Origin of the sequence: Streptomyces sp. NPDC048479 (assembly GCF_040651435.1) — a bacterium.
GTDB lineage: Bacteria > Actinomycetota > Actinomycetes > Streptomycetales > Streptomycetaceae > Streptomyces.
In genome coordinates, this window is record NZ_JBEZKA010000015.1 from 13102 (window position 1) to 33983 (window position 20882).

Sequence of the window (20882 nt, forward strand, 5' to 3'; positions counted from 1 at the left end):
AGGTCCTGAACGCATCCACGCCACCCGTCTGACGGCACCCGGGTGAGAGCCTCCGCCGGAGCGGGGTAGCCGTTCTCGGGGTACCTGTTCTGATGAGACGTGGGAGGTGGGAGAAGCCGTGCATACCGAAATGTGGGTGGTGGTGGCAGTCGCCACGGTCCTGATCGCCACCACCGTCGTGCTGGCCGGCGTGCTCGTGGTCAGACTTGTGAAGGCACGGCGGCAGCTGCGGGATGCCGGAATTCCGATGGAGAACAAAGCGGTCTTCTGGGGTGCCTTGATCTACCTGGTGAGTCCGGTCGACCTGCTGCCGGACCCGGTCCTCCTCGACGACATCGGCTTTCTGCTGCTCGCACTGCGCTCGCTCCAGGCTGCGGCGCAAAGCGCGGACGTGGCCCGCCGACGCTGATGCGCAGTATCCGGACAACAGGCCGATGTGTCCCAGTTTTTCGAACTCCTGTCATATCGGGCTGGATAGTCCCTATTCTTGGCGTCTTGCCGGGGCCCAATTTTGGGGGGTGCCCGGCCTGACCCCGAGGAATGTTCATGCTCCGTACCCGCTCCATGGCTGCTGCCTCAACCATCGCGGCCTTCGCCGGTCTGATCGCCCTGCCTTCGCCTGCGCAGGCGGCCGGCTCGGTCCACCTCTACAAGGTCTACTACGACAGCCCCGGCTCGGACCGTGGCGCCAACTCGAGCCTGAACGCGGAGTACGTGCAGATCCGCAACACCACCGGCGCCGCGGTCAGCCTGAAGGGCTGGGTCCTGGTCGATGCGTCGAACCACAAGTACACCTTCGGCACGTTCAGCCTCGGCAAGGGCAAGACGGTGACGGTGCGCACCGGCAAGGGCACCAATACCGCGGCCAATCGCTACCAGGGGCGCGCGTGGTACGTGTGGAACAACGACAAGGACACCGCCACTCTGAAGAAGCCGTCGGGCAGCAAGGTGGACACCTGCTCCTACAACTCGACCCGGGTCGACTACAAAATATGCTGACCGGCTGAACCACAAGGGCGTGGCGCCGGGTCCGGTGCCACGCCCGTAGTCGAGAGGCTCTGCGAGGTCGCAGCCCATGCGGCCCCCAACCGGGTCGGCCCAACCTGCCGCCCGACGTGTGGATCTCGTTCGACGTGCCTGCCCAGACACGCGGCCGGACCTGACGGATCGCGAGACATCGCCAGGGCTTTGCGGCACCGGCAGTAGAGAAAACGACCCCATGCCGGTGACGCGGCCGACACGCGTGCCGGTGCGCTGGGTCAGTGCACGGGGTGCACGGGGTGTGCCTCCTCCGCCCCCGGGCGATCGAACTGGGTGCGGTACAGCTCCTCGTATCGGCCTCCGGCGGCCAGGAGTTCGGTGTGGGTTCCGCGTTCGATGACGCGGCCCGCCTCGACGACCAGGATCAGGTCGGCGTCCCGTATGGTCGAGAGCCGGTGGGCGATCACCACAGCGGTACGGCCCTCCAGAGCCTCCCCCAGGGCCTCCTGCACGGCCGCCTCGGAGGTGGAGTCGAGGTGGGCTGTCGCCTCGTCGAGGATGACGACCCGCTGGCGGGCCAGCAGCAGCCGGGCGATGGTCAGCCGCTGGCGCTCGCCGCCGGAGAGCCGGTAGCCGCGCTCGCCGACGACGGTGTCCAGACCGTCGGGCAGTGAGGCCACCAGCCCGCTCAGGCGGGACCGGTGCAGGGCGTCCCAGATGTCGTCCTCGGTGGCGTCGGGCCGGGCGAGGAGCAGGTTGGCGCGCACGGACTCGTGGAAGAGATGGCCGTCCTGGGTGACCATGCCGATCGTCTCGCGGATCGAGTCCGAGGTCAGGTCGCGTACGTCGATGCCGTTCAGCCGTACGGAACCGCTGTCGGCGTCGTACAGCCGCGGAACGAGCTGCGCGATCGTGGACTTGCCCGCGCCGGAGGAGCCGACCAGCGCGACCATCCGGCCGGGTTCGGCGCGGAAGGAGACATCGTTCAGAACTTCCGTGCCGCCGCGGGAGTCGAGGGTGGCGACCTCCTCGAGGGAGGCGAGGGAGACCTTGTCGGCGGAGGGATAGCCGAAGCGGACCCCGTCGAACTCCACGGACACCGGCCCGTCCGGCACCCGGCGGGCGTCCGGCTTCTCGGCGATCAGTGGCTTCAGATCGAGGATCTCGAAGACCCGCTCGAAACTGACCAGGGCACTCATTACCTCGACTCGGGCGCCGGCCAGTGCGGTCAGCGGGGCGTAGAGGCGGGTGAGGAGCAGGGCGAGGGCGACAACGGCTCCCGGGTCCAGGCTGCCGCGCAGCGCGTAGTAGCCGCCGAGCCCGTAGACCAGGGCGAGGGCCAGGGCGGACACCAGGGTGAGGGCCGTGATGAAGACGGACTGGGCCATGGCGGTACGGATACCGATGTCGCGAACCCGGCGGGCGCGCGCGGCGAATTCGGCGGACTCGTCGGCGGGCCGTCCGAAGAGTTTGACGAGAGTCGCGCCGGGGGCGGAGAAGCGTTCGGTCATCTGTGTGCCCATGGCGGCGTTGTGGTTGGCGGCCTCGCGCTGCATCTTGGCCATGCGGGAGCCCATCCGGCGGGCGGGGACGACGAACACCGGCAGCAGGACCAGGGCGAGCAGGGTGATCTGCCAGGAGATGCTGAGCATTACGGCGAGCGTCAGCAGGAGGGTGACGAGGTTGGAGACGACGCCGGACAGGGTGTTGCTGAAGGCCCGTTGGGCCCCGATGACGTCGTTGTTGAGCCGGCTGACGAGTGCGCCGGTGCGGGTGCGGGTGAAGAAGGCGACCGGCATTCGCTGGACGTGGTCGAAGACCGCCGTGCGGAGATCGAGGATCAGCCCCTCCCCGAGGGTCGCCGACAGCCAGCGGGTGAGCAGACCGAGCCCCGCCTCGGCGACGGCGATGACGGCGATCAGCAGCGCGAGCCGGGTGACCGTGCCGGTTTCCTGGCCTTTGACGATCGCATCGACGACGCGGCCCGCGAGCACGGGTGTGGCCACCGCCAGCAATGCCGTGATCACGCTGAGCAGCAGGAACTGGTACAGCTGCCGACGGTGCGGCCTGGCGAATGAGGCGATTCGGCGCAGGGTGGCCCGGGAGAAGGGCCTCCGGTCCTGTTGGGCGTTCATCGCACTGTGCAGCGATGTCCACGCGGTGACTTCCATGTCCATGGGGTGCCGCCTCCGGAATCTGGGTGGGCCGACGCGGTTCCCGTCGGCCGGTGTGGCCCGGGGCGCACCCAGAACGTTATGACCTCAACCTAGCTTTAGGTCAATTGATTCCTCTCGGTCCTCGCCGAGCCGTCAGGTGCGGCGGGTGTTGGCGACCCGGGCGAGGGCCAGGTTTTCAAGCAGGCTCAGCCAGGGTGAGACCAGTGAGACACTCCTGCCAGGCCTGCTCACTCAGCAGCGGGCGAAAGCGCGTGAACAGCACCAGGAGATCGGGCGCCCACTTCACCCGGAGGGCGGGGTCGATACGGACGATGTCCAGCTCATTCGCGACGGAGAGCTCGGCGAAGTCCTGTCGCTGCTGAATGCTCGGCGTGAAGGTGCGGCCGGTGAATCTGTCCCGGAAGGCGGCGTCGGCGTCCGCGAGCGTGGGGTACGACCGCTTCCGGTCGCAGCTTGCGTAGAGGTAGACGATGGACTCGGCCTCGGGGCCGATCACTGCCTCAAGCTCGCGGCGACGGTCGATCGGCAGAAGCGCTGTGGCGAAGCCGTCGGTTCCGTAGAACGCGTGACACAGCCCGGCCAGTCGGAGCGCAGGGCGGGCTCTCCAGCGGTGGAGCTGTCGCTGCACCCGCTGAAGGTGGGCGAGTAGCGTGCCGCCGGGATGATCGAGATTCTCGGCTCCGCAGTCGCGCAGGAGATCGAGGGCGTGAGCGGTGCTTGCTGATGTGGGCACGCGGCCGGACTCCTTTCAGTTGTTCGGCAGGGGTGTTACTCGTCCAGGAGGCCTATTGCAAGGCCATGACTCCGGCCGCGGTGATGCCGACGGTGACGATGAGGGCGCGCAGCGCGGCCGGTGGTAGCTTGCGGCCCACGCGTGCGCCCAGTACGCCGCCGAGGGCGGAGCCGACGGCGATCACTGCGGCGACGTTCCAGTCGACGTGGGCAACCGTGATGAAGACGACAGCCGCAATTCCGTTCACGATGGAGGCGAGGACGTTCTTCGCGGCGTTCAGCCGCTGCAGGTCTTCGCGCAGGAAGCTGCCGAAGAGTCCCATGAGAAGGACCCCTTGTGCCGCTCCGAAGTAGCCGCCGTAGATGCCTGTGCCCAGTACGCCGAACCACAAGGGGGCGCCGCCGTCATCTCGCCTGTGGCTCCGGTGCTGCTGCAGCCATCGGCCGAGCCGGGGCTGCAGCAGGACCAGCACGCAGGCGGTCAGGATCAGTACGGGCACTATTGCTTTGAAGGTCTCGGCGGGCAGTCTCAGCAGGAGCAGCGCGCCGATGAGCCCACCGATGAGCGAGGCGATGCCGAACCGGATCAACCGGCCCAACTGGCCTTTGAGTTCTCTGCGGTAGCCGTATGCGGCGCTCAGTACGCCCGGCACCAGGCCGATGTTGTTGGACATATTGGCCTGCACCGGCGGATAGCCGAAGGCGAGCAGGGTGGGGAAGGTGATGAGAGTCCCGGACCCGACCACCGCGTTGATCCCGCCGGCGGCGATGCCGGCGGCTCCGATGGCCACCAACTCGATTGCTTGCACAACTCACCTTCCGAAGACGCGCACAGGGGCGGGCAGCTCGGGTGACCGGACAGTCTTTGCTCCGAGCCGGTTGGGTCGGCACCTGTTCGGGGAATTCGCGGCGGTCCGGACCGTCACGAATTCCCTGAACAGGTTGCCGCCCTGGGCCCAGAAGCGATCTTCGGTGACGGTGAAATCCCAAGTCAATCCTCAGGTTTCCTAGCAGACCCCCAAGGGATACCTTCACCCTCGTGACTCTTGACGATCTACGTGTCTTCATTGCGGTGTGCAGAGCAGGCAGCCTCAGCGCCGTGGCCCGCGACCTCTCATGCACGCAGTCCGCGGTGAGCCAGCACGTCAAACGGCTGGAACGGGAACTGGACGTGAGCCTGTTGGAGAGGCATCCACGTGGTGTTGTGCCCACCTCGGCGGGGCGCATCCTCCAGGCAGCGGCCGCCGACGGTATCGGTGGCATCGACCTCGCCCTGCGCCGTCTCCAGGACCTGGTGCGCGGGGACGGCGGTTCGGTGCGGATCACCACGGGAGCGACGACCGTACGGCACTTCATGGCCGAGGCCATCATCGACTTCCGCCGGCGTTACCCCCAGGTGAGCCTGGAGTTCGAGACGGAGAACTCCAGCCGCAGCTGCTTCGACGCGCTCGCCGCGCACGACCTGGACCTCGCCTGGATCACCATTGGGACCCCAGTCCGAGGCATCGAGCAGCGCCCCGTCGTCGAACTGCCCTGGGTGCTGGCTGTCAAAGCCGACGACCCGCTGGCGGCCAAGACCCACATGGACCCCGCGGACCTGGCGGACCTGCAGCTGATCCGCCTCCCCGAGAACTCGACATCCCGAGCTCATCTCGACGCGTACTTCGCCGAGTTGGGAGTCCGATGGACCGCCGACACCGGTGTCGCCGACTGGGACACCGCCATTCTCCTCGCGGAGCTCGGCCTCGGCCACGCCGTCGTACCCGCCCTGCCCGGCCGCAACGACGCCGAACACAGCAGCGTCCGCCTGATCCCGCTTCCGGCACTGCCCGCCCTGTCCGCCGGTTGGGCGGTACGCCGGTGGGACGCCCTGAGCCCACTGGCCCGCGCCTTCGCCGATACCGTCGCCCAGAACTGCGCGGAGATGCCCGGAGTGCTTGCTGACCGGACATGAGCCGCGATCGGTGCCCCACCGTGCCTCAGCGAAACCGGCGCCGGGCGAAGCGAAGGTGAAGGCTTTGCCTGGGGGTTCCGGAGCACCACAGCCCTACGCCCTCGTTGTCAGTCAACGCCGGGTGGAGACCCCTGCCAACGGGGCAGGATCGCTGGGGAGTTGTGCACGGCGGCTGGGGCCGCAGGTGTCAACGGAGCCTCGGTCGGGCAGCGGGCCGACGTCGCCCGGGCTCAGCGCCGCCCGCGCGGCGGCCGGCGTCGTGGGTGGTGGCCAACACATCGCCTTCCAGCAGCGTGCATCGGACGCTCGGCCGGGGGCACTCGGGGCTCAGGAGGCGTACCGCGCGCCCACACCTGAGGGAGGCATCTTGACGTCGTCTTACGCACACTGGCGGGCCCGTGCTTCGAGATCCATGACCGGCCACTCCGCGGAGCAGGAGACCCTGACCGTCGCAGGGCGGGCGGGCTTTGTCGCCCGGGGCGTCGTGTACGTCCTCATTGGCGCGCTGGCCGTCAGGATCGCTCTGGGGAGCGGTGGCGAGGAAGCAGATCGCCAGGGCGCGCTTCGCCAGGTCGCGGAGCAGCCCTTCGGGAGGGTGATGCTGTGGGCGCTTGTCGTCGGCTTCGGCTGTATGGCGCTCTGGCGGGGCGCCCGCGCGGTGATGACCGGGGGGCCTCGGCGGAAGGCCGCCTCCCGGCTGTTGGACGGTGGCCGGGCCCTCTTCTACGCCGCGGTCTGCTGGGCAACTGCCGCGTTTGCCGCAGGGAGCGGCCAGGGCTCCAGCGGCGATGCGAAGTCTCAGGACTGGACGGCATCAGCGCTGAAACTGCCGTACGGACGTGTGCTGGTGGGCACCGCGGGCTGTCTCCTGATCGGCATCGGCGCGGTGCTCGCCGTACGGGCGGCGCTGCGGCGCTTCCTGCGGCAGTTGGACACCGCGGCCATGAGCCGCCGCACGCGGCAGGTCGTGACCGGCCTGGGTGTGGGCGGCGGCGGGGCGCGCGGCACTGTGTTCGCCGCAGCCGGGATCTTCATCCTGGTTGCGGCGGTCCGCTTCGACCCGCACGAGGCAAAGGGCATGGACGCGACGCTCCGCAGCTTCACCCACACCCCGATGGGGCCGTGGCTCCTGGTCGCCGTCGCGGTCGGACTGTCTCTCTTCGGCGTCTTCTCCTTCGCCTCGGCGCGGTGGCGCCGCCTGTGACCGTTCACCGGCGGCGGCGGCGGTCGTCGAGGCGGGCGGGGACCGGCCAGTGCACATCGGTCGCCCAGCCGAGCCGTTCGTCGTCCGAGGCGCACCGGTTGATGGGCAGTCGCACGAGCACCGGCAAGCTGCTGCTGCGCGTCGAGGCAGAGGGTCCCGCCCGGCAGCGACGAAAGGTCTCCGGCCGTCCTGAGCAGGCACCTGCTCCCGCGGCGCCGCCGCTGCTACGTGCCTCCGCCGCCGACAGCAGAGCGCAGGAACGAGACTCGACGGGACAACGCTCCGGTGCCGGCCGACCGGGCGGGACCCCCGGTGCGCACCGGCCGGATTCGGACAGTCCAGCATTCGCATGCGCCTCGGCAGTTTCAGCGGGCGATCGTCGGCGACCCGTAAGGGAACCGACAATCATCTGCGAATGGAGGAGGAACTCCCGTGGAGAACGAGAACTGGCGTCATGAAGCGGCATGCCTCGACGAAGACCCCGACCTGTTCTTCCCCGTCGGCAACACCGGCCCGGCCCTGCTTCAGGTCGCCGAGGCCAAGTCCGTCTGCCGCCGGTGCCCGGTCCAGGAGCCGTGCCTGGAGTGGGCCGTGGCGCACGGCCAGGACTCCGGTGTGTGGGGCGGACTCGGCGAGGACGAGCGCCGGGCGCTCAAGCGCCGGACGGCCCGGCGGCGGTCCCAGGCGCGGAGCGCCGGCTAGCCGTGGTGGCGGAGACGTCGGGAGCCGCGTGCACGCTCACGGCGACCTGGCAGTTGGCCTGTTTGCCCAAGGCTCCGCAGTACTTCGGGGCGACGCCGACCGGCATACGGCCGTCCTTGGGAAGCGACACATCGACCACTCAGGCACCCGGACCGATCAACGGACCCCTCCGCTCGGCGACCCGCCGCGGCGCCGACACGAACACACCAGTCACGAACTCCGCCAACTCACGCCGCATACCCTCTACTTGGCGCAGATCCACAGGTCCACCCATGCTCCCGAGGAAGTCCTCGGGAAGACCTGACGGAGTCCTGCCGGCTAGGTGGTGAGCAGGCGGTCGAAGAAGGACCGGTACTGCCGCAGGGCGATCCGTAGATCCTCGGTGGCGACCTCATTCCCTTGGTGCCATTGCCCTTCGAGCCTGTCTTTGTGGTCGGCGAAGGTCGAAGCGAGCAGCTGCATGACCTCGGCAACCAGCCCGTCTGCTGCCCGCACGGACTCCTGAGGGTCATCGACGAAGCCCTGCTGGATCTCGCTCCACCGCGAACGCAGCTCTTCCGCCTCCCGGGACCCGAGGAGTGGAACAGCTGCGTCCTCCTGCCCCGATCCGGCGGGCTGATGGGCGGCGGGCCGCTGGTCACCGGGCGCGTCCGTGATTCTGCTTCTCGGCTCCGCGCGGCCGGGATCGGCGACTGGCATCGGGTCGTCCAGGGGCGGTGGCTCCGCAGGCTCTGGCTGGGGCCGGGCTATGTCCTCAGTGGAAAGCCTCTCCTCGCCGGGTGCGACACGGTCGTCGCGCCCGAATCCGCCTTCTCCCTGCATGTCGCTTCCACCTCCATGGACTGGTAAGTGACGGGATGTTGTCCATGCTCGCCGGTCATCGGCGTCCTTCATCCGATGAAGTGGTGTCGTCCTTCAGCAGTTCCTCGAACAGCGCCCGGTAGTGCACCATCGCGCCCCGCAGTTCTTCTGTGGAGGTGTCCCTGCTGCCGGTGCGCAGGTTGATCTCGTGGGCCGCGCGGTAGTGCTCCAGCGTGCGGGCATGCTCGACGGACAGGTCCCGCGATTGCTGCTCGTACCCTTCGGTCGGGTAGCCGCGCTCGCTCATCAGGGTGGTGACAAGCCGGTCCGCCTCGCCCACGGCTTGGTCGGGGCCGTCCACGAAGTGCTCCTGCACACTGGCCCAGTCCCGCGCGTACCGGTCCCGGACGGTCGACGGCAGCGCCCGGATTTCCAGATTCTCGTGGCGCTTCTCTCGTGCGGTCAGATCACGCTCGGCCGCTCGACGGCTGTCCTGGGCTTCGACGGTGCGTTCGTATTCCGGCCCGAAGCGCTCCTGCAGCCGTCGACGCTGGGCCATACTCCGCACGGCCAGCGCCACCAGAACCACCACGATCACGGCGACCACGATGATGACGATCGTCCACGTCGTGTCCATCGCATCCTCCACTGGCAGCCGAGGGCGGGTTCCGAGTGCAGTGACCGAAGCGTCTCGGCCACCCCTCGGGGTGCGTTAGCTCGAATTTAACAATAGGGGCCAATCGTGACAATTATAGAGTAATAGAGTGAATCGCTCCTCCGGACGCAGCCTGCGCCGGACAGCCCGACCAGGGTCCGGCGCAGAAGCAGCCGCGCCTGAGAAGGATTCACCGCCTCCACGTCCGCGATGACCGGCGATACTCCCGTCCGGCCCGACCGGATGCGATCAACAAGGGTGACGGGTGGGTTGCTAGGGTCGCCTGCACCTGCCTGTCCATCACCCCGTCGGAGGTAGCACCACCTGTGTCCGCAACTCCGCCCCTGCATGAGCCGATCGCATTGGTTACGGACGCGCCCCGCAAGCGCAACCGTCTGGTCCTGCTGGGGCTGGTTGTCGTCGTCGCGGGGTTGGTGGCGTTTTCCGTCTTCGGTCCGCACGACTCGAAGGACGACGCCGGGACACTGAAGGCGGGCGACTGCTTCCAGAACACCGGGACCACAGAGACCCCGGAGGTCAAGAAGCTCGGCTGCACGGATGCCCACGCCGACTACACCGTGCTCAAGACCGTCAAGGACGCGGTCTCCGGTACTCTCGCGTGCTCGGACGTCACCGGCGCGACAGGTTCCCTCACTCAGGTCGGTGCCGAGTCATTCGTGGTGTGTTTCAAAGAGAGCAAGTAGAACAACGCATAGGAGTCAGGCCGTTCGATCCGCAACGCGTTCTGGGCGAGTGACGTCCACGTAGACCCGGGGCGGCCCGGCGGCCTCAAGTTCGCCGGGTCGCCCCTGCTGTCAGCCCGCGGCGGCGGACTTCCGCCGGGGCCGGCGCGCTGCGGTGGGTTCGGCGTCCTTCCGGCCTTCCGCCCACAGGGAGCGCACATGGCCCAGGTGCCGGGTCATGCAGGCCTCGGCGGCCTTTGCGTCACCGGCCAGCATCAGATCGAGGAGCTCCAGGTGCTCCTCGGCGGACGGCAGCAGCTGGTCGCGCTCGTCCAGGGCCGTCAGTCCGTAGAGACGGGAACGCTTGCGCAGATCGCCGACCGTCTCGACGAGACGCTCGTTGCCCGTGAGGCCGAGCAGGCTGAGATGGAACTGGCGGTCGGCCTCCAGGTAGCCGATGAGGTCGTGCTCGCGGGCGGCGCGGACGATCTCGTCGGCCACCGGCCGCAGCGCTTCCAGGTCCTTGCGGGAGGCGCTGCGGGTGATCCGGCCGACCATCGGCACCTCGATCAGGGTGCGGATCTCGGTGTACTGGTCGAGGTCGCGTTCATTGACCTCGGTGACCCGGAACCCCTTGTTCCGTACAGGCTCGACGAGGCCTTCGCGGGCCAGGTCGAGCATCGCCTCGCGGACCGGGGTGGCGGAGACGCCGAAGTCCTCCGCGAGCCCCGGCGCCGAGTAGACCTCGCCCGGGCGGAGTTCGCCGGAAATGAGCGCGGCTCGCAGGGCGTGGGCCACCTGGTCGCGCAGCCGTTCCCGGGTTGTGATGAGGTTGCGCTGCTTCAGGTGCCCCATGGTGTTCCTTCCGTACTGCCGCGGATCACCAGGGTACAATGTCACGTTGCTTTCGCAGGTGCGAGGGTGTGGAAGCGAGGACGTAGGTGCGGCCGGGGGAGTGGAACTCCAGGGTCGCGCGGCCCTGTTCGCGCGGTCCCACGGCCGGAGGACTGCGCACCGCGAATGGCACCTGGAAGTCGACGCCGGCGGACGCGGCATGGATCCGGCAGGGCGGCGTTGGTCACAGCAGAAAGCCTCCGGGGAACGGGTCGTCCGGGTCGAGGAAGTACTGGGCGGTGCCGGTGATCCAGGCACGGCCGGTGATCGTGGGCACCACGGCGGGCAGTCCGCCCACGGTGGTCTCCTCGATCAGCCGGCCGGTGAACTCGGTCCCGATGAAGGACTCGTTGACGAAGTCGCGGTGCAGTGGCAGCCGGCCGCGGGCGTGCAGCTGCGCCATCCGGGCGGACGTGCCGGTCCCGCAGGGTGAGCGGTCGAACCAGCCCGGGTGGATGGCCATGGCATGCCGGGAGCGGTGCGCGTCCGAGCCGGGTGCGGCGAGATATACGTGCTTGACCCCGCCGATCTCCGGCTGCTCCGGGTGGACCGGCCGGTCGGCGGTGTTGATGGCCTCCATGATCGCCAGTCCGGCGGCCAGCAGATCGTCCTTGCGGGCCCGGTCGAAGGGCAGTCCCAGCGCGTCGAGTTCGACGAAGGCGTAGAAGTTGCCGCCGAAGGCGAGGTCGTACGTCACTTTCCCGTACCCCGGCACATCCACCGCGCGGTCCAGGCCGACACAGAAGGCGGGCACATTGGTGAGGGTGACGGACTTTGCCGCGCCGTCCTCGACGTGTACGTCCACGGAGACCAGACCGGCCGGGGTGTCCAGGCGAACCCTGGTGACCGGCTCGGTCACGGGCACCATGCCGGTCTCCACCAGAACGGTGGCGACGCCGATGGTGCCGTGTCCGCACATCGGCAGCAGTCCGGAGACCTCGATATAGAGGACTCCGTAGTCGGCGTCGGGACGCGTGGGCGGCTGAAGGATCGCCCCGCTCATCGAAGCGTGGCCGCGGGGCTCGTACATCAGAAGCATGCGGATGTTGTCCAGGTGCTCGATGAAGTGGAGGCGCCGCTCGGCCATGGTGGCGCCGGGAATGACGCCGACGCCGCCTGTGATGACACGGGTCGGCATGCCCTCTGTGTGTGAGTCGACGGCATGGAAGACATTGCGAGTACGCATGCGTGGGCCCCTGTGGTCAGTGATGGCCGTCGGCGACGGCCTTCTCGGTGGCGGCGCGCACAGCGGCCTCGACGGCGCCGGTGAGCGGGAAGCGTGGCGGGCGGACCGGGCCGCCGCGGCGCCCGGCGATGTCCATGGACAACTTGATGGACTGGACGAACTCGGCCTTGGAGTCCCAGCGCAGCAGTGAGTGCAGGTACTTGTAGAGGGGCAGCGCGGTGTCCAGGTCGCCTGCGACGGCGGCGTGGTAGAGCTCTGTGCAGGTGGTCGGGAAGGCGTTCGGGTAGCCGGCGATCCAGCCGACGGCTCCGGCGACGGCGAGCTCCAGCAGGACGTCGTCGGCGCCGACCAACAGGTCGAGGTCGGGGGAGAGTTCGGCGATCTGGTATGCGCGGCGGACATCGCCGCTGAACTCCTTCACGGCGACGATGCTGCCGTCGCTGTGCAGTCGGGCGAGCAGCTCGGGGGTGAGGTCGACCCTTGTGTCGTGGGGGTTGTTGTACGCGACGACCGGCAGTCCGCTCCGGGCGACCTCCGCGTAGTGGGCGCATACGGCACGGTCGTCGGCGCGGTATGCGTTGGGCGGCAGCAGCAGGACCGAGCCGGCTCCGGCCTCGGCCGCCTGGTCGGCCCAGCGGCGGGCCTCGGTGCTCCCGTAGCCGGCGACACCGGGCATGACCCGGGCTCCGTCACCGGCGGCATCCACGGCGACGCGGACGACGAGGGCCCGCTCGTCGTCGGTGAGCGTCTGGTACTCGCCGAGGGATCCGTTGGGGACGACGCCGTCGCAGCCGCTCGCGATGAGCCATGCGACATGCTCGGCGTACGCGTCGAAGTCGACGGAGAGGTCGTCGCGGAGCGGGAGGGCGGTGGCGACCATGATGCCGCGCCACGGGTGGGCGCTGCTCCAGGAGTGGGAGGTCATGAAGGATCCCCTTCGATGAGGTGTGACATTTTATTAACACTCCTACGGGGTGTGCAAGGGTACGCAGAGTTGGTTCAGTCGGCGGGGTCGAGCCCGGTCGGTACATCGGGCGGTACCGGAGTGGCGAGCGGCCGTCGTTCGGGGGACTCGATTCCGCCTGCGGGGCAGGCCACGGCTTGGCCGCATATACGGCCCGGGCGCCAGCCCATGCGCGCGCGTCATGAGCTTGACGATGCGCCTGTCGCGGGCCCCGAGGTCGTCCACAGCCGCACGGATACGGCCCGCGGTGACCTGCTCGCAGCGGCAGACGTCGGTGTCCGGGGTGAGCCGGCCGGCCCACCCCGGACCAGGAGCGTGGGCGGCGCCCATCGCGTCGGCGAAGGCGCGCATCCGGGCCCGGCGGCGGCGCAGCGTCTCGGTGACGGCCGGTGTGCCGCACAGCCGTGCGGCGATCGCCCGGACCGCCGGCGCTGTGCGGAAGGCGCAGGCCGCGCCGGCCCCGATGACGACGTCCGGGGATTTTTCTGTGGACACAGGAGTAATATGTCACATGGTATTTGGGCTGCCAAGGTGCTGCGAAGATCGGCCGGACGCCCGCCATGGGACGGAGGTCAGCCCTCCAGAAGCGCGCCCATCCAGGACTCGATCCCCTCGGGTGTCCGCGGCAGCGCGCCGGACATCAGCCGTGCACCGTCCTCGGTGATCACCAGGTCGTCCTCGATCCGTACTCCAATGCCGCGCAGCTCAGCCGGCAGCGTCTCGTCGTCCGGCTGGAAGTACAGGCCCGGCTCCACGGTGAGCACATTGCCCTCCTCCAGCACGCCGTCCAGATATGTGTCGACGCGCGCCTGCGCGCAGTCGTGGACGTCGAGTCCGAGCATGTGGCCGCTGCTGCAGAGGGTGTAGCGCCGGTGCAGATCGCCCTCCGGGCTCTTCAGAATTCCCCACTCGGCCAGTCCCTCGGCGATCACCCGCATGCCCGCCCGGTGGAAGTCCCGGAAGCTCGCTCCGGGCCTGAGTGCGGCCATTCCCGCTTCCTGGGCTGCCAGCACCAGCTCGTACACCTGCAGCTGGAGGAACGAGAAGCGCCCGGACAGCGGGAGGGTGCGGGTGATGTCGGCGGTGTGGAGGGAGTCGGTCTCCACGCCCGCATCGAGCAGCAGTAGCTTCTGCGGGTCCAGCGCGCCGTCGTTGCGTATCCAGTGAAGTACGCAGGCGTGCGCGCCGGATGCCGCGATGGTGTCGTAACCCGTGCCGTTTCCCTCGGAGCGGGCGCGCAGTCCGAAGACCCCCTCGATCCAGCGCTCACCGCGCGGATGCGAGAGTGCACGCGGCAGTGCCCTGACAACGTCCTCGAAACCGGACGCGGTGTGGTCGACTGCCAGCTGAAGCTGGTCCACTTCCCAGGCATCCTTGATCAGCCGCAATTCGCTCAGCACGGAGGCGAGTTCGGCGTCGTGTGACGCGTCCCGGCCGGGAGGAAGCTTTCCGCACGCGTCCAGGTGCGCGCAGGGTATGCCGGTCATCCGCTCCACCTCGCCGAGGTCGGGGCGCCGGCCGACCCAGAACTCGCCGTAGCGGCGGTCCCGGTAGAACTCCTCGCTGTCGTCGCGCGGGGAGCGGGGCCGTACGTAGAGCACGGCGTCGTGCCCGTTCGGCCCCGACGGCTCCAGCACCAGCACATGCCCCGCCTGGTCCTCGCCGGTCAGTCCGGTCAGCCAGACATACGCGCTGTGCGGGCGGAACCGGTAGTCGCAGTCGTTGGAACGGACCCTGAGCTCACCCGCGGGGATCATCAGTCGTTCGCCGGGGAAGCGGGCGGACAGCCGGGCGCGGCGGGAGGGGGTGAACCGGGCGGCGGGCAGAAGGAGCTCGCCGGGCAGCGGGCTGGTGGCCCAGTCGCGGGCCATGGCGGCCTGGAACTCGGCGGAAGGCGTCAAGTCGTGACTTCCGGTGCGGAGCGCCTGTTCGGTCATCGGATTCGTCTCCCTGGGACAAGGTTCCGGCGAAGTGGAGTGTGCACAGGGGTTGTCAGTGCAATTTCACATTACTACGTTACACGTCACATGGCGGCAGCTGCTCTCTCGCTTCAACTGCTGCCTGTGACACGGCACTTCATCCCCAAGCCCCCCTCAGGAGACATCGGTGTCTCGAAACAGATACGCCCCCAGACCCCTGCTGGCCGCGGTGATAACGGCCGCAGCGCTGCTGGCCCCCCTCGCACCGCTCGGCCAGGCCTCGGCGGCGCCCGTCCAGCCGAAGCGGGCAGCCGCTCCCGCCGGGGCTGTCGAACGCCACAACCAGCAGGACGAGGTGGCACGCCTCGCCACGGCACCCACCTTCACGACCCGTACCGCGCCCGCGCCCGGCGGGCTGCCGGAGGGCCGTGTCCCCGGCGCCCGTACGGCAGGTACGGCAAAGACGGCGGCCGGCGCTCTCGCAGTTCCCTGCACACTGGACGGCATCACCCGTCTGAGCCCGGAGCAGTTCGCGGACTTCCTCGCCGATCCGGCCGTCACCGCCGACGGCTGTCTGCGCAACCTCATCTGGACCTGGGACGCCCGCCTCGCTCCTGTCATGTCCGATGCCCACGTCCAGGCCGTCTCCCGACGGATATCCACGCTCTCCCCGGCTCATGACGGGAAGAACGGCAGTCATCTCCTGGAGATGTTCACCTACCTCCACGCCGTGGTCTACCACGACTTCTCACGCGCCGAGATCGACGTCACCGACGCCCCGACCACCGAGGCCATGCGCCGCGCCATCAACGCCTTCGGGACAGCGGCCCGCTCCTTCACCGTGACACGCACCAATGCCGAGACCCTGCGCGAAGGTCTCTACGCGGGCAGCGGCCCGGGGCTGCGCCACTCCCAGATCGGCCTGATCCAGAAGGTGCTGGCCACTCTGGACCAGTACCACACCACCACCTACAAGGACCCGGCGTGGGGCGGCGCCGCGCTCGCCGGGCTCTCCGTCAACTACCTGGGCATCTACCCGGGCAACAACGACACCTCCTTCCGTACGCTGGTCACCCGGAACACGACCTACCGCAACGCCTTCAAGAAGTTCGCCGGATACACCCATCTCAAGGGCACAGCGAACGAGTGGGTGGTGCGGGACGCGCTCGGCGAGTACGGCCGCTTCGGCCAGATCGAGGCACTGAAGACCGAGACCGTCTCGGGCCTGGGCGCACTGCTGCCGGTCACCACGCGCAACTTCGGCGAGGGCAGCCAGCCCTGGGCCAAGGTGGCGGGCTGGCTCAACTTCTACGAGGCATGCAAGCCGTACGGGGTGTGCAAGGACGACATCGAGCGCCGCATCTTCCCGTACACCTACAGCTACGACAACGGCGCCATAAAGGTCCGTACCGGGCTGGCCCGGGCCACCGTCGATCAGCTCTACTACGCGAGCAAGCAGGTCAAGGCGCAGTTCCACCGCGTCCTCGGCACCGACGCGCCGCTCGCCGGTGACACCAACACCTCGCTGAACATCGTGCTCTACGCCTCGCGCGCCGACTACGAGACGTACCACCCGCTGCTCACCGGGATGGGTACCAACAACGGCGGCATCTACATCGAGCGCGGCGCGACCTTCTACACCTACCAGCGGCGCGTTCCGCAGGACTCCTCGCTCACCCTGGAGGAGCTCTTCCGTCACGAGTACACGCACTACCTCAACGGCCGCTGGGCGGTGCCCGGTTACTTCGGTGAGGGGCCGTGGTACCAGGACGACCGCACGACCGCGATGGACGAAGGCACGGCCGAGTTCTTCGACGGCGGCACCCGCGACGACGGCATCGCCGTGCGCAAGTCACTGGTGCAGGGCGTCATCGAGGACACAGCGGGCGGCGGACCGCGCATGACCGTGCAGCAGTTGCTGCACGCCACCTACGACGGGGACGGCTTCCGCTTCTACGACTACGCGGGCACCTTCTTCGAGTTCCTGTGGACCGAGCGGCCGTCGCTGATCCGCGAGATGTACGGGTACCTGCGCGCCGACGACCCTGCCGGCTTCGACGCCTGGCGGAACCGCCTGGGCGGGGACGCGGCGCTGCAGCGCGCGTACGACAGCTTCCTGGATGTACAGATCGCCCAGGTGGACAAACTCTTCGTGCCGAACACCACGTTCAATCCGAACGACCGGCTGAGGGACTCCTCGGCGGAAGCCGTCCGCGCCTCCTTCGCGACCGCCACCCAGCTCAGTCCCACCTGCGCGACCGCACCGGATCCGACGACGCGCCGCTTCGTCTGCACCGGCCGGATCACCGCGACCCTCACCGACGCCTCGAGCCCCGACCGCATCTTCAAGGACATGTCCGAGACGGTCGACTACTTCATCCTGGATCGGACTCGCCCCGCTTCCACCAACCTGGCCGATATGAACTGCCACTTCGGCAAGGTCGACCTCTGGACGGACGGCCGCGCCGGCAGTGCCGACTACACCTGCGACGGCCCGCTGCGCAGCTGACGGAATGAGCCCCTGGGTCGTCCGGCGCGTGGCACAACCGCCGTACGACCCAGGAGGTCAACCGTCCAAGGCCGCAGAGACAAGGGAACGTGCCTCCTCCTGCACACGGGTCAGGTGTTCGGGTCCGAGGAAGGACTCGGCGTACACCTTGTAGACGTCCTCCGTGCCCGAAGGGCGTGCGGCGAACCAGGCGTTGTCCGTCGTGACTTTGACACCTCCGATGGGAGCCCCATTTCCCGGAGCGTGCGTGAGCACCGAGGTGATCGGCTCCCCGGCGAGGGAGTCGGCCGTCACCTGGTCGGCGGAGAGGCGGCTCAGCACAGCCTTCTCCTCCCGGGTTGCGGGAGCATCGACGCGGGCGTAGGCAGGCTCGCCGAACCGGGCCGTGAGCGACGCGTAGTGCTCGCTCGGTGTCTGCCCCGTCACCGCCAGAATCTCGGACGCGAGCAGCGCCAGGAGGATGCCGTCCTTGTCGGTGGTCCACACCGAGCCGTCGCGGCGCAGGAAGGAGGCACCGGCGGATTCCTCACCGCCGAAGCCCAGGGTGCCCTCGGCCAGCCCGTCCACAAACCACTTGAAACCCACGGGTACTTCGACCAGCTCGCGACCGAGGTCGGCGGCCACCCGGTCGATCATGCCGGACGACACCAGCGTCTTGCCGACGCCGGCACCGGCCGGCCACTGCTCGCGGTGGCTGAAGAGATAGTCGATCGCGGTGGCGAGATAGTGATTGGGATTCATGAGTCCGCCGTCCGGCGTGACGATGCCGTGCCGATCGGCGTCCGCGTCGTTGCCGGTGGTGATCTGGAAGCGGTCGCGGCCCTCGATCAGTGACGCCATCGCGTACGGGGAGGAGCAGTCCATCCGAATCTTGCCGTCCCAGTCGAGGGTCATGAACCGCCACGTCGGATCGGTGTGCGGGTTGAGCACCGTCAGGTCGAGACGGTGCTCCTCGGCGATTCGGCCCCAGTACGCGACCGACGCGCCTCCCAGGGGGTCGGCACCGATCCGCACGCCCGCGGCGCGCACGGCGTCCAGATCGAGTACCGACGGCAGGTCCCGCACGTAGGAGCCGAGAAAGTCGTACCGCCCGGTGGTCGACGCGGCCAGCGCGCGGGCATAGGGCAGCCTGCGCACATCCTTCAGATCTCCCTCAATGATCTGGTTGGCGCGCTCCTGGATCCAACCGGTTGCCTCGGAGCCGGCCGGCCCTCCGCTCGGCGGGTTGTACTTGAACCCGCCGTCCGCCGGCGGGTTGTGCGAGGGGGTGACCACCACACCGTCGGCCAGCCCGGAGGCACGCCCGCGGTTGTGGGTAAGGATCGCGTGCGACACGGCCGGAGTGGGGGTGTATCCGTCTTCGGTATCGATCAGTACGGTCACTCCGTTGGCCGCGAAGACCTCAATGGCGGTCACGCGGGCCGGTTCCGACAGCGCATGGCTGTCCGCGCCGAGGAACAGAGGCCCGTCGGTGCCCTGACGGGCCCGGTACTCGACGATCGCCTGGCTCGTCGCGGCGATGTGATCCTCGTTGAAAGCAGTGGCGAGGGAAGACCCGCGGTGCCCCGACGTGCCGAAGGCGACGCGCTGGGAGGGGTCGGCGAGATCGGGGTGCAATGCGTAATAGGCGGTCACCAGCCGGGCGACATCGACGAGATCCTCAGGCCGCGCCGGCTGTCCCGCGCGTTCGTTCAGCATCAGTCCACTCCTCCTCCGCGACCGGTGTCTCGGCCCCAGGCAATGATCGCGCCTCAATGGCGTTTCATGCGACCGCGCCTCGGACGGATATGCCATTGGGGAATTAGCCGCGCGAGGGGCTCTTACGCCCCGACAGAGCTCACGCCCAGTACCGGGGCCGCAGGGCGGCGGGCCTGCACGACACGGAACCGGCCGGTGACGAAGGAGGGGTCCGCGAGGGAGGTGTGAGCACCCGCGGGCGCGCCCGCCTCGCAGAAGTCGCCGTACACCGCCGACTGGTCCATGAAGACATTACCGGCGAGGTTCTCCGACAGATGTACTCCGGCGTCGAGCGATGCTGCCTCGGCGGCCCCCAGGACCAGCGGGTCCGTCGAGTGGACCGAGGCGTACTGGCCGCCGTGTCCGCGCGCGGTGCGGCGGAAGATGTCCAGGCTCTGCGAGGTCGATTTGGTGGCGATCACGAAGGAGACGGGCCCGGCCCATTCGCGGGAGTACACCTGCTCGTCGTGTGCCTCCAGCCGGACGATCAGCGGGGTACGGATGTCCGCCGCCGGATGGTCGGGGTGTGCGACCGGCAGGGATGCGTGCACCACCACCCCGCATTCGGCCGCATGCGCGAGGGAGCTGCGGATGCGGTCGCTGCCAATTGCCCCGAGAATCCCTGCCGCACGCCTCGGATCCGCCAGGAGCCGCTTCACGGCGCGGCTCAGATCGACGCTGAACCGCCCTATGGGCTTGTGGCCTTCGTTGGTGGTGATCCCGCCGGAAGGCACCAGGATGTTCTGCGGCGCGGTGCAGCTCTGGCCGCTGCACAGCGACAGGGACAGTGCGAGCTCGCGCAGCATTCGGCGGTAGTCGTCGGTGGAGTCGACCAGCACCGTGTTGGCCCCGACCGGTGTGGCGTATACGCCGGCTTGACGGGCGTTGCGCCGCAGCCAGTCGCCGAACCGGGCCGAGCCGGTGAAGTCGATGAGTCGGACCGCGGGGTCGGTCGCGAGCCGGGACGCCAGTTTCTCACCGGGCTTTTCCGCCATCAGTGTCACCACGTTGGGATCGTGCCCCGCCTTCGCCAGTACGTCCCTGGCGACCTGTACGGTCAGCGCGAGCGGCAGGACCGCCCGGGGGTGGGGCTTGACGATCACCGGATTCCCGGTCACCAGGCTTGCGAAGAGGCCCGGATAGCCGTTCCAGGTGGGGAAGTCCGGGCAGCCGATGAGCAACGAGACGCCGCGCGGGACGACAGTGCACGTGCCGTCCATCTGCACGGGGCCGCCCAACTTGCCGGGATGCTCCCAGGACAGGGCGGCGGGTCTGCGCACTGACTCGGTCAGCGCATGGGCCACCGCCTCGAGTCCCCGGTCCTGCGCGTGCGGACCGCCCGACCGGTGGGCGGTGGTGTACGCCTGCCCAGTGGTGTGATGCAGCGCGTGCGCGATCTCATGGCTACGGTCATGGAGTCGGCAGAGCATTTCCACCGCGAGCCCGGCCCGGCGCCGCGGTCCCGCCGCACGCCAGCCCGCCGTCGCCCGCACCGCCGCCTCCACCAACTCACTGGGTTCGGAACGGAGATAGCGCACGCCCAGGCTGAAGCCGTACGGAGACGACTCGGTCCCCACCCGTTCACGGGCACCGGGCTGCCCCAGGCTGAAGTCCTTCCCGAGCATCGACCGGAAGACCGCTCCCGCACTGTGCGCCGCCCCTCTGCGACGGTCGACAGCACCGGCCGGCCCCTCGGTGAACGGAGCGAAACCAGCACCGCTCACGGCAGCCTGCACCGCCTGCTCCAGCAGGCTGCCCTCGTTGAAGGAGCCGGTACGCATCAG

Annotated in this window: 18 protein-coding genes and 2 pseudogenes; 7 read left to right on the forward strand and 13 right to left on the reverse strand. The window is 68.8% G+C overall.

Annotated elements, in window-relative coordinates:
• The first annotated feature begins 130 nt into the window (after positions 1-130).
• Both AB0D12_RS22935 and AB0D12_RS22940 read left to right on the forward strand, forming a co-directional pair.
• Positions 131-409, forward strand: coding sequence for a YkvA family protein (locus tag AB0D12_RS22935; RefSeq protein ID WP_362686355.1), 279 nt, complete (start codon positions 131-133; stop codon positions 407-409).
• A gap of 137 nt (positions 410-546) precedes the next feature.
• A complete protein-coding gene (locus AB0D12_RS22940) occupies positions 547-999 on the forward strand; it encodes a lamin tail domain-containing protein (RefSeq protein WP_362685837.1) in 453 nt (150 codons plus the stop codon).
• A 260-nt stretch (positions 1000-1259) separates the two neighbouring features.
• Here AB0D12_RS22940 and AB0D12_RS22945 read toward each other — a convergent pair whose 3' ends face one another.
• From AB0D12_RS22945 to AB0D12_RS22955, 3 genes are all read right to left on the reverse strand, one after another.
• Complete coding sequence (locus AB0D12_RS22945; RefSeq protein ID WP_362685840.1) at positions 1260-3158, reverse strand: ABC transporter ATP-binding protein; 1899 nt, start codon at positions 3156-3158, stop codon at positions 1260-1262.
• A 175-nt stretch (positions 3159-3333) separates the two neighbouring features.
• Positions 3334-3891 (reverse strand): DUF6817 domain-containing protein, encoded by a 558-nt coding sequence (locus AB0D12_RS22950; protein ID WP_362685843.1) that lies wholly within the window; start codon positions 3889-3891, stop codon positions 3334-3336.
• A 52-nt stretch (positions 3892-3943) separates the two neighbouring features.
• Positions 3944-4699 carry a sulfite exporter TauE/SafE family protein gene (locus AB0D12_RS22955; RefSeq protein ID WP_362685846.1) on the reverse strand — a complete coding sequence of 252 codons (756 nt, stop codon included), beginning with the start codon at positions 4697-4699 and terminating at the stop codon, positions 3944-3946.
• A gap of 230 nt (positions 4700-4929) precedes the next feature.
• On the opposite strand from AB0D12_RS22955, the gene AB0D12_RS22960 reads away from it, so the two are divergent.
• The 3 genes from AB0D12_RS22960 (at position 4930) to AB0D12_RS22970 (ending at position 7750) form a co-directional block, all read left to right on the forward strand.
• Positions 4930-5844: a LysR family transcriptional regulator gene (locus AB0D12_RS22960; protein WP_362685849.1), complete on the forward strand. Its 915-nt coding sequence runs from the start codon at positions 4930-4932 to the stop codon at positions 5842-5844.
• Positions 5845-6256: 412 nt separating this feature from the next.
• The gene (locus tag AB0D12_RS22965) at positions 6257-7048 is read left to right on the forward strand and encodes a DUF1206 domain-containing protein (protein ID WP_362685852.1); all 792 of its coding nucleotides are present in this window, start codon (positions 6257-6259) and stop codon (positions 7046-7048) included.
• Between the two features lie 432 nt (positions 7049-7480).
• Positions 7481-7750: a WhiB family transcriptional regulator gene (locus AB0D12_RS22970; RefSeq protein ID WP_362685855.1), complete on the forward strand. Its 270-nt coding sequence runs from the start codon at positions 7481-7483 to the stop codon at positions 7748-7750.
• Positions 7751-7757: 7 nt separating this feature from the next.
• Here the strand turns inward: AB0D12_RS22970 and AB0D12_RS22975 are convergent.
• From AB0D12_RS22975 to AB0D12_RS22985, 3 genes and pseudogenes are all read right to left on the reverse strand, one after another.
• Positions 7758-7871 (reverse strand): annotated as a pseudogene (locus AB0D12_RS22975) (transposase); the annotation flags it as partial.
• A 197-nt stretch (positions 7872-8068) separates the two neighbouring features.
• Complete coding sequence (locus tag AB0D12_RS22980; RefSeq protein ID WP_362685858.1) at positions 8069-8572, reverse strand: hypothetical protein; 504 nt, start codon at positions 8570-8572, stop codon at positions 8069-8071.
• Between the two features lie 55 nt (positions 8573-8627).
• Positions 8628-9188: a hypothetical protein gene (locus tag AB0D12_RS22985; RefSeq protein ID WP_362685861.1), complete on the reverse strand. Its 561-nt coding sequence runs from the start codon at positions 9186-9188 to the stop codon at positions 8628-8630.
• 344 nt (positions 9189-9532) lie between these two features.
• Here AB0D12_RS22985 and AB0D12_RS22990 point away from each other — a divergent pair, with 344 nt between their 5' ends.
• Positions 9533-9910, forward strand: coding sequence for a hypothetical protein (locus AB0D12_RS22990; RefSeq protein WP_362685864.1), 378 nt, complete (start codon positions 9533-9535; stop codon positions 9908-9910).
• A 111-nt stretch (positions 9911-10021) separates the two neighbouring features.
• On the opposite strand, the gene AB0D12_RS22995 is transcribed toward AB0D12_RS22990, so the two are convergent.
• From AB0D12_RS22995 to AB0D12_RS23015, 5 genes and pseudogenes are all read right to left on the reverse strand, one after another.
• A complete protein-coding gene (locus AB0D12_RS22995; RefSeq protein ID WP_362685867.1) occupies positions 10022-10744 on the reverse strand; it encodes a GntR family transcriptional regulator in 723 nt (240 codons plus the stop codon).
• A gap of 223 nt (positions 10745-10967) precedes the next feature.
• Positions 10968-11969, reverse strand: coding sequence for a proline racemase family protein (locus AB0D12_RS23000; RefSeq protein ID WP_362685870.1), 1002 nt, complete (start codon positions 11967-11969; stop codon positions 10968-10970).
• A 16-nt stretch (positions 11970-11985) separates the two neighbouring features.
• On the reverse strand, positions 11986-12894 hold the full coding sequence (locus AB0D12_RS23005) for a dihydrodipicolinate synthase family protein (RefSeq protein ID WP_362685873.1): 909 nt from the start codon (positions 12892-12894) through the stop codon (positions 11986-11988).
• Positions 12895-12968: 74 nt separating this feature from the next.
• A pseudogene (locus AB0D12_RS23010) lies at positions 12969-13305 on the reverse strand ((2Fe-2S)-binding protein); the annotation flags it as partial.
• Positions 13306-13505: 200 nt separating this feature from the next.
• Entirely contained in the window at positions 13506-14870 is a 1365-nt protein-coding gene (locus AB0D12_RS23015; RefSeq protein ID WP_362685876.1) for an aminopeptidase P family protein, read from the reverse strand.
• A gap of 169 nt (positions 14871-15039) precedes the next feature.
• Here AB0D12_RS23015 and AB0D12_RS23020 point away from each other — a divergent pair, with 169 nt between their 5' ends.
• Entirely contained in the window at positions 15040-17361 is a 2322-nt protein-coding gene (locus AB0D12_RS23020; protein ID WP_362685879.1) for a collagenase, read from the forward strand.
• Between the two features lie 57 nt (positions 17362-17418).
• On the opposite strand, the gene pgm is transcribed toward AB0D12_RS23020, so the two are convergent.
• Positions 17419-19059, reverse strand: coding sequence for a phosphoglucomutase (alpha-D-glucose-1,6-bisphosphate-dependent) (gene pgm, locus AB0D12_RS23025; protein WP_362685882.1), 1641 nt, complete (start codon positions 19057-19059; stop codon positions 17419-17421).
• A gap of 122 nt (positions 19060-19181) precedes the next feature.
• Complete coding sequence (gene paaN / locus AB0D12_RS23030; RefSeq protein WP_362685883.1) at positions 19182-20879, reverse strand: phenylacetic acid degradation protein PaaN; 1698 nt, start codon at positions 20877-20879, stop codon at positions 19182-19184.
• Between the last annotated feature and the right edge of the window lie 3 nt (positions 20880-20882).

Excerpts from the sequence above, each read along its gene's own strand:
- AB0D12_RS22935 (WP_362686355.1), top strand. The coding sequence starts at position 131 with ATGTGGGTGGTGGTGGCAGTCGCCACGGTCCTGATCGCCACCACCGTC.
- AB0D12_RS22940 (WP_362685837.1), top strand. The coding sequence starts at position 547 with ATGCTCCGTACCCGCTCCATGGCTGCTGCCTCAACCATCGCGGCCTTC.
- AB0D12_RS22945 (WP_362685840.1), bottom strand. The coding sequence starts at position 3,158 with ATGGACATGGAAGTCACCGCGTGGACATCGCTGCACAGTGCGATGAAC.
- AB0D12_RS22965 (WP_362685852.1), top strand. The coding sequence starts at position 6,257 with ATGACCGGCCACTCCGCGGAGCAGGAGACCCTGACCGTCGCAGGGCGG.
- AB0D12_RS22980 (WP_362685858.1), bottom strand. The coding sequence starts at position 8,572 with ATGCAGGGAGAAGGCGGATTCGGGCGCGACGACCGTGTCGCACCCGGC.
- AB0D12_RS22985 (WP_362685861.1), bottom strand. The coding sequence starts at position 9,188 with ATGGACACGACGTGGACGATCGTCATCATCGTGGTCGCCGTGATCGTG.
- AB0D12_RS22995 (WP_362685867.1), bottom strand. The coding sequence starts at position 10,744 with ATGGGGCACCTGAAGCAGCGCAACCTCATCACAACCCGGGAACGGCTG.
- AB0D12_RS23000 (WP_362685870.1), bottom strand. The coding sequence starts at position 11,969 with ATGCGTACTCGCAATGTCTTCCATGCCGTCGACTCACACACAGAGGGC.
- AB0D12_RS23005 (WP_362685873.1), bottom strand. The coding sequence starts at position 12,894 with ATGACCTCCCACTCCTGGAGCAGCGCCCACCCGTGGCGCGGCATCATG.
- AB0D12_RS23015 (WP_362685876.1), bottom strand. The coding sequence starts at position 14,870 with ATGACCGAACAGGCGCTCCGCACCGGAAGTCACGACTTGACGCCTTCC.
- pgm (WP_362685882.1), bottom strand. The coding sequence starts at position 19,059 with ATGCTGAACGAACGCGCGGGACAGCCGGCGCGGCCTGAGGATCTCGTC.
- paaN (WP_362685883.1), bottom strand. The coding sequence starts at position 20,879 with ATGCGTACCGGCTCCTTCAACGAGGGCAGCCTGCTGGAGCAGGCGGTG.